The organism is Microcystis sp. M169S2 (genome assembly GCF_020245865.1).
In the GTDB taxonomy this organism is placed as follows: domain Bacteria; phylum Cyanobacteriota; class Cyanobacteriia; order Cyanobacteriales; family Microcystaceae; genus Microcystis; species Microcystis ichthyoblabe_A.
Genome location: NZ_JADBUB010000132.1, coordinates 1 through 7,221, shown reverse-complemented (window position 1 = coordinate 7,221; position 7,221 = coordinate 1). Strand labels below are relative to the sequence as shown.

Below are 7,221 nucleotides of genomic sequence, written 5' to 3'. Positions count from 1 at the left end.
TTAGACCTCTTGCATAAATCCGAAAACAAACGATAGAAACAATAATGGGAGGGACTTTCAGTTAATTATTTATTAGTAGTTGATAATCTTCAAAAATGTTGCTGTAAAAGGATCGACTTAAGACTTTTGCAAGAGGTCTATTCTCCATTTTTTTAGAGAAAGATAGACTCTCTCTCACCAACCGAGAAATCCTTTGTCGAAAGGTATTATTTAATCTTTTAATAGGATTAGTTTGACCAGTTTCTTTTCCGACCGGTCGATGACGTTTACTCGGAATCACTGTCTTATAAGCTAAGACGCATTTAAACCGCTTATTCTTAGATTAGCCGAACCTCCCCCAATCCCTTTACTGTTGCCTCTTGCCTCTTGCCTCGTCTCAACAAGCAATTTAAATTACGAACAGCTTAATTGTTTAGTTTCGTCAGAGACGGTTTTATTAGTGGGATTGATCACAAACTGACGACCACACTTCGACAGGCTCAGTGACCACATTCTTTACATTGACGTTTGAGTTTTCCATTATGAATAGAACCATTCTTAATCCTATGGTGAGAACCACAATTAGGACAGGGGAATAGAGGTGAACTAGGGGGGGTATTTTGTTCGGTGCTAGACTGATACTAAATCCGTTGAGCATAGGCTACATATCAGGAGAGGCAAGAGGTAAAAGGGGGAATAAATAATCAGTTTTTAATGACCGAATTTAGTATGATATTTGAGTAAGCCAGACAGGAGCCAGAAAAAGATATTTATCAGAAAAGTCATGATCAAGCTAGAGGTTTAAAGACTGATTCTAGCCAATTAAGATGATGATTATCTAACAGTTATTTCCTGTCGTTATCATTACCAAGATTAGTGCGATCGCTGATTTTGGATGGTGCGTGTTTGCGGCAATAATCTCTGATAAAATGCCTCTTAGCTTAACTACTATAAGAATTCATCTTTCTATCGTATTGAGGACGACATGGGCTGCCCCAAGCGACCTTTTGAGCGGGAATATCGGCAAATACGCTACTTCTTGCCCCAATAACAACATTAGAGCCAATTTTTACCCCCGGAGCCAGGAAACAATCGGCGGCGATCCATGTACCATTACCGATGAGGATGGGAGTGGTTTTTAAGCCAAAAGAGCGATCGCCAGGATCATGACTGCCAGTGCAAAGATAGCATTTTTGAGAAATCACACAATGACTGCCGATGGTAACGTTATCTAAACTATAAATCACCACATCATCGCCGATCCAAGTATAATCGCCGATCGCCACTTTCCAAGGATAAGTAACCCTTACCGTCGGGCGAATTTTCACCCCAAGGCCGATTTTAGCCCCAAATAGCCGCAAAACAGCGCAGCGAAAGCTGTCCATCTGGTGCAAACTGAGGGGGAAAAGAATCCCCTGTACTAACCACCAAAGTAGGATAATTGGATTAGAACGACCGCGATCGAACCAAGATTGATCGTAGGTACGCAGATCTAGCCACGCTTCCTCATCGGTGCGGATTTCTGGGGACATAAAACCTATTTAATCATTTCTGCGGGTTGAGGTTCCGAGGGTTTAATCGGAGGATTAGTATGGGTATTAACGTTTAATTTACCGCCAAATCTCCGTAATTCGTACAATTTAACCCCTATTTGGTATTCGTACTGACTCAAAAGACGACCGTAGATGTAACCAGCTTTGCCATCCAAGAAACCGAGACGGATAAAATAAAAGAGAATAAAGCGCAGTAGCGGTTTAAAGGGCAGTTTTACCCAAATTTTCTTTAAAAAACGTTTTCTCTGCACTGCATCACCGAACAGGTGCGCTCCGATCGTACCACTTTCGTCATTACCCGTGAGAATATTGTAATAAACTCGCGCCTCCCAGTTGGAATAACGATTATGTCTTTCTAACCAATGATAGATATCGCGGAAATCGATGTGCAGCATATCATTTTTCAGATATCCCACCTTGCCATCGAGGATAACGTGTTCGTGAACCTCGTTATCTCCCGTGTTGGGGATATCTTCCGTGTTTAAATTCTCGTATCTGCCCGACTTATGTTTAAATAAGCGCAGATTCCAGTCGGGATACTTGCCACCATAACGAATCCACTGTCCGAGGAAGAAGACGCGACGATTGAGATAATAACCGTTATAGTTGGGATCTTGGATCACGGTGGCAATTTCGTCCCATAGTTCGGGGGTGATTCTCTCATCACAATCGACGATTAATACCCATTCATTGCGAAAAGGCAGATTATCGAGGGACCAGTTTTTCTTTTTCGGCCAACGACCATTAAAATGAAATTGGACTACATTAGCACCATAGTTTGTAGATATTTCGATCGAGCGATCGCTACTTTGGGAATCGACGACAAACACCTCATCAGCCCTAGCAACACTCTCTAAACAAGCTGGAAGGTTAGATTCCTCGTTTTTGGCGGGAATTAACACCGAAACGGGAATTTTTTCTGATTGACTAAACATTGGTACACTGTGGCTAGGTAGAGTGTTCGCACCTTTCCTTAAAACCCTTAGTTACCCAGAAAGCGAGAACTAAGACCTAAGATTTTTTTCAATCATACTATACCTTATCTGCTTTTTTCCGTCATTCTCCTGCTCTTCTCCCTAAATTTCTAACTGCGAAATAGACGACTATACTGGGTTTCGTGGTTCATACTGGCAAAACTTAGCCCCCAACTCCAACTGCTCAGGTTCTCATCGGCTAAACTGATAATATCTGCTGTTGCTGTTAATAAACTGGGCTGTAAACCGAGCAGAAGCGCTTGTCCTAGGGTTTGTCCTAGGGGAATTAAACGCAATCCTGCATTGATTAAATTACTTGCCCAACTGTGTAAATAGCCTAAAACCGCTAATTCTTCGCCAATTTGCCAATGACTTGCCCCGATCGCAAAGGCGGTGGCATAATTAGCCTGTTCTGGTAGATTATCTCTGTCCGCTGCTAACTCCCGCAATAAGTTTAACAGCGATCGCCCCATTTGCCAGCTTTGTTGTCTTAATTCGGCTGTTTCCCGCGTTGCCGATAACCAATTGTCCCAATAATTAAGTTTTGTAAAATCTTCTTGACAAAAACAACGATATACCCTTAGCAAAACAGCCGCTTCTAAGCGAATCGAGCCTTGACAAAGCGATCGCTCTAACCAATCATTTAAGCTGGCACTATTGGAGATAATCCCCTTTTCGACGAGGGTTTCTAGCCCTTCGGAATAACTATAGGCCCCGACGGGTAAAATGGGACTAGCCAATTGTAATAAACACAAAAGTTCTTTTTGATCGAGCATAGAAAACCGAGAAAATTGTCCTTAACACAATCAGGGAAATGCTTGGTGCTTCGTTATTTAGATTGAGCGGGTAGAAAGCGGCACTTTGTGAATTATACCGTGATTAATAGCCACAATTATAAACTGTTATACTTATGTCCTCACGAGAACAGCATTTTCTGAAAATAAATCTTGTCGTTCTCCTCTTGATTTTAGCTTTGATTGCTGGGGTTGATCGGGCAAAATTACCCTCTAGTCTTTTGTTTTATCCTCCCGCTACTCCCCCAAATCCGATCGCTGGTTTATTAACCCATTCTTTTCAGTTTCTTTGTTGTTTACCTCCGATTGTTTGCCTTTTTAGTTATGCTTTATTGTCCCGCAAGACAAGTTTCAATAATTCTGACAATTTTTTACTTTTTTCTGGTATGATAACGGGACTTTTTGCCATCAATGAAATCTTCAGAATTCATATCGTTCTCCTCTATTTTAATATTCCCAAATTCTTGACTATCTCTGTTTATGGCCTCGCAATTCTGATTTATGGTTTAGCATTTTGGCGGCGAATAGGACAAACTTATTACCAAATTTTAATCATTGCTTTAGCACTTTTAACTTTTGCTATTGTTATTGATTTTCTCCAGATTAAAAATCAAGGTTTTGCTAGTCTAAGTGAAGGAATTCCCAAACTGTTAAGCGCAGTGAATCTGGCTGGCTATTTTTGGGATGTATGTTTTCAAGAAATTTTAGACAAGATCAAATCCCAATAAATTATCCATTCATCTGTTTAACCAGATGTAAGATTTCGGGAAGAATCAGTTTTTCTAGGGCTAATTTAACGGCATTAGTGGAACCGGGTAGAGAAAAGACTAATAAGTTTTGGTAAACCCCAGCTATTGCCCTCGATGCCATGGCACGAGAGCCAATTTCTTGATAACTGAGATAACGAAATAATTCGCCAAAACCGGGCAAAGTAATCCTTAATAAAGGTACTAAAGCATCGTAGGTAGTGTCTCTAGGAGCAATACCCGTCCCCCCATTAAGAATTAAGACTTTTATCTGATTTTGATTGCTAATTTCTGGTAAAATTGCTTGAATTTGTGAGGGTTCATCGGGGATAATTAAGTATAGGCCGATATCGTGACCCGATCGAGTTAGTAACTCTTGAATTATTTGGCCACTTCTATCCGTCTCTGGGGTACGAGTATCGCTCACCGTGACTACGGCACAGCTAAGGTGAAGGGGGGTGGTGTCGGGATGGGGAATAAAGGTCATAATTGGGGTTTGCGGCAAAAAGTTTTTCCTGGGGACAGGGTGTGGGCTTCGGCCGTGAGCTCAGCCGAACGGGTGTGGGGTGTAGGGTGTAGGGTTTTACCGATTTTGAGGTAGTCAATTACCTAATTTTCAGGGAAAAAGTCCAGGAATTTTCCCCCTGATCACTCCCATATCGGGTACTTTTTGATTGACAAAAGGTCTAAAAGTCTTATCCAACAAGGTTTTTAGATTTATTCAGCAAGCCCTAATTAGCGATCAGATGAGAGTTGGAGAAAAACAAGCATTAAGAACAAATGTATGTATTATCTGGTCAGTGCAGTCACCCTAGAATAAAAAACTTAACTTTGGCAAGTATTGCCGATTTTTGCCAGTTTTTGGAACCTTTTCGCCAGTAATGGTGACAAGGTAAAAGCATCTTCTAGAGAACAGATTATCCCAAAATAACAAAATCGAGATTATCATCTAAGTTGGTATAGATTAAGTAGCTGGTTATAGTTAAATTAAAAATAGATTTTAGGTTCGATCCCCCCTGCCCCCCTTGATAAGGGGGGTGCCGATCCCCCCTTGATCCCCCCTTGATAAGGGGGGTGCCGATCCCCCCTTGATCCCCCCTTGATAAGGGGGGTGCCGATAGGCGGGGAGATCTGATAATTTTTAACGCCTACCTACTTATGACTGGAATTATGAGTCAACTCAGTCCCCTACAAGCCGAACAAATCAAGGAAATCGGGACTTATTTACGTCAAAAACGAGAAGAAAGCGGCCTGAGCATAGACGATATCGCCGCCCTGACGATGATTAGATTGCCAATGCTAGAAGCGTTGGAAACGGGGAATTGGGAGAAATTACCAGAATTAATTTATGTCAAGGGATTTATCAAACGCTACGGTGATGCTCTAAAAATTGATGGTAAAGCTTTAGCCGATCGCTTGTCTCCTAGTGCGGAACAATTAGCTCAAGAGGTAACTATCCCGAAAACACTGCCCACAAAAGCTACCCCCATCCCCAAGGCTGAACCGGCTGCCCCAAAAGCGGAACGAGTGAAACCAGAAAAACCAGCCCCAGAAACTAGCCCCCAACCAGCTAAATCAACCTTTTTCGGGATGTATCTCTGGCTAGGCTTGCTGGCGGGTATATTTTGTGGTATTGGCTATCTTTTCCTCCGTCCCCCTCTCTCTAACCCCCCTGCTGTTACTCCCTCTCCTTCCCCCGTGGGTTCCCCCGCACCGGTAGTCCCTCCTGCGCTGGTAGCCTCTCCTTCCCTTTCTCCTCAGCCAAAAGTTCCCCTCTCGGCCCGGGTAACTATTGAACAGGCCGCTTGGGTAAGGGTAATTGCCGATGGCAAAAAAGTCCATGAAGGCAATCTCCAACCCGGGACCAAACGAACTTGGACAGCCCAAAAGAGTTTAAATATTCGATCGGGCAATGCTGGTGCTGTTAAAATCTCTCTTAACGAAAACCCTGCCCAATTAATGGGTAAAGCTGGTCAAATCGGCGAAATCACCCTGACTGCACCCCCTCTCAGTGATCAGTAAACAGTAATCAGTAATCAGTGAACTAAAAACTCACATCTCAAAACTGATAACTGAAAACTGATCACTGATAACTGATTAGGCTGCATCATCCCAGATGGGGGTAAGGGTTTTATAATCGTAGCGGGAAGCGTTGGGATGACAGGTGACACAGGTGGTGTGACCGAGAGGAGTGGGTAAATTGACCCTAGGATGCAAAACCTTTACATAGCTGGACTGTTCAATTAGGAGGGGAACAAAAGTAGTCTCGGTAAGAGGGCGGGAAGAATAACTGAGATAATCCCAGATAAGACGCTGAGTAATGCCGACAATTGGTTTTAAACGGATACCATAGTGAGAATTAGGATTTTCTAGGATTTTTTTCCAAGTTTGACTCGGTAGGATGCTGGGAGGAATGGCAATATGGCAAGTGGCACAATTTTCTAGATAGGTTTGCTCTCCAATTTGATAACGATTCAGCAATGTATCCGAGGAGGGAGATTGGGCGATCGCTGGTTGTTGAAGTAGCGAAGCCAGTAGAATACCCCCTAGAATACTGAGGAGAAAGAGGATAATAAAAAAAATCGATTTCACTTGACCGCTGGAAGGCATGACTGGGATGACGGGTAATTGAACACAATTGTGACACTCTCGCCATCACAATGCAAAGCTGTGTGATGGGAGATTCTTGCTTTACAGAAACCTGCTTTTTAAGACGAATCCCAAGGAGTATTACAGTCTCTCCACAAGCTTAAACTCCTGACTGCCCATCAGTATTTGGGAGCTTCTGGTTTATGTGTGGAAACGAGGTCTATACTGATATTTTCTAGTTTCTTCCGGGGCCCGACTGAGCGTTCGACTGAGCTCACGCCGAAGTCATCGCCGAACGTCAAAATAGCCCTAAAAGTCCTGCTTGATAGGTATTTCACGGTTTCCTAAGCAAAAATTAAGTAGGTAGGCGTTAAAAATTATCAGATGCCCCCTTATCAAGGGGGGACTAAGGGGGGATCAGAGGCAAAATCCATTTTTAATTTAATTAGGGCTTGCTGAATAAATGTGAAATATAGACGAGGTAAGGGTTTTAGGGTTCTGTTTTGCTCTCACAGGTGCAAGATTTTGAGAGAATCTTCGTTCAAAACCTTGCGTCTTCATCGGCCCGTGTCCTGTAGGGGCGAAG

At 42.8% G+C, this 7,221-nt stretch carries 7 protein-coding genes and 2 pseudogenes; 2 read left to right on the top strand and 7 right to left on the bottom strand.

Going from position 1 to position 7,221, the window contains the following annotated elements; all coding sequences use genetic code 11:
* Positions 1–61 precede the first annotated feature (61 nt).
* The 5 genes and pseudogenes from IM485_RS13805 to IM485_RS13785 all read right to left on the bottom strand — a co-directional run.
* Positions 62–292, bottom strand: a pseudogene (locus IM485_RS13805) (IS1 family transposase); the annotation flags it as partial.
* Positions 293–396: 104 nt separating this feature from the next.
* Positions 397–620: pseudogene (locus IM485_RS13800) on the bottom strand (IS1/IS1595 family N-terminal zinc-binding domain-containing protein); the annotation flags it as partial.
* 300 nt (positions 621–920) lie between these two features.
* Positions 921–1,511: a hormogonium polysaccharide biosynthesis acetyltransferase HpsU gene (gene hpsU, locus IM485_RS13795; RefSeq protein ID WP_046661380.1), complete on the bottom strand. Its 591-nt coding sequence runs from the start codon at positions 1,509–1,511 to the stop codon at positions 921–923.
* A 5-nt stretch (positions 1,512–1,516) separates the two neighbouring features.
* Positions 1,517–2,467 carry a glycosyltransferase family 2 protein gene (locus tag IM485_RS13790; protein ID WP_104395251.1) on the bottom strand — a complete coding sequence of 317 codons (951 nt, stop codon included), beginning with the start codon at positions 2,465–2,467 and terminating at the stop codon, positions 1,517–1,519.
* 149 nt (positions 2,468–2,616) lie between these two features.
* Positions 2,617–3,282, bottom strand: coding sequence for an urease accessory protein UreF (locus IM485_RS13785; RefSeq protein ID WP_287743770.1), 666 nt, complete (start codon positions 3,280–3,282; stop codon positions 2,617–2,619).
* Positions 3,283–3,416: 134 nt separating this feature from the next.
* Here IM485_RS13785 and IM485_RS13780 point away from each other — a divergent pair, with 134 nt between their 5' ends.
* Positions 3,417–4,028, top strand: coding sequence for a DUF8692 domain-containing protein (locus IM485_RS13780; RefSeq protein ID WP_287743768.1), 612 nt, complete (start codon positions 3,417–3,419; stop codon positions 4,026–4,028).
* 1 nt (position 4,029) lies between these two features.
* Here IM485_RS13780 and IM485_RS13775 read toward each other — a convergent pair whose 3' ends face one another.
* Positions 4,030–4,533, bottom strand: coding sequence for a MogA/MoaB family molybdenum cofactor biosynthesis protein (locus IM485_RS13775; RefSeq protein ID WP_287743773.1), 504 nt, complete (start codon positions 4,531–4,533; stop codon positions 4,030–4,032).
* 671 nt (positions 4,534–5,204) lie between these two features.
* Between IM485_RS13775 and IM485_RS13770 the strand changes: the two genes are divergently transcribed.
* Complete coding sequence (locus tag IM485_RS13770; protein WP_287743765.1) at positions 5,205–6,068, top strand: helix-turn-helix domain-containing protein; 864 nt, start codon at positions 5,205–5,207, stop codon at positions 6,066–6,068.
* 75 nt (positions 6,069–6,143) lie between these two features.
* On the opposite strand, the gene IM485_RS13765 is transcribed toward IM485_RS13770, so the two are convergent.
* Positions 6,144–6,656, bottom strand: a complete 513-nt coding sequence (locus IM485_RS13765; protein WP_104395246.1) for a dihem cytochrome c family protein — start codon at positions 6,654–6,656, stop codon at positions 6,144–6,146.
* Positions 6,657–7,221 lie beyond the last annotated feature (565 nt).

Excerpts from the sequence above, each read along its gene's own strand:
- hpsU (WP_046661380.1), bottom strand. The coding sequence starts at position 1,511 with ATGTCCCCAGAAATCCGCACCGATGAGGAAGCGTGGCTAGATCTGCGT.
- IM485_RS13770 (WP_287743765.1), top strand. The coding sequence starts at position 5,205 with ATGACTGGAATTATGAGTCAACTCAGTCCCCTACAAGCCGAACAAATC.
- IM485_RS13780 (WP_287743768.1), top strand. The coding sequence starts at position 3,417 with ATGTCCTCACGAGAACAGCATTTTCTGAAAATAAATCTTGTCGTTCTC.
- IM485_RS13775 (WP_287743773.1), bottom strand. The coding sequence starts at position 4,533 with ATGACCTTTATTCCCCATCCCGACACCACCCCCCTTCACCTTAGCTGT.
- IM485_RS13790 (WP_104395251.1), bottom strand. The coding sequence starts at position 2,467 with ATGTTTAGTCAATCAGAAAAAATTCCCGTTTCGGTGTTAATTCCCGCC.
- IM485_RS13785 (WP_287743770.1), bottom strand. The coding sequence starts at position 3,282 with ATGCTCGATCAAAAAGAACTTTTGTGTTTATTACAATTGGCTAGTCCC.
- IM485_RS13765 (WP_104395246.1), bottom strand. The coding sequence starts at position 6,656 with ATGCCTTCCAGCGGTCAAGTGAAATCGATTTTTTTTATTATCCTCTTT.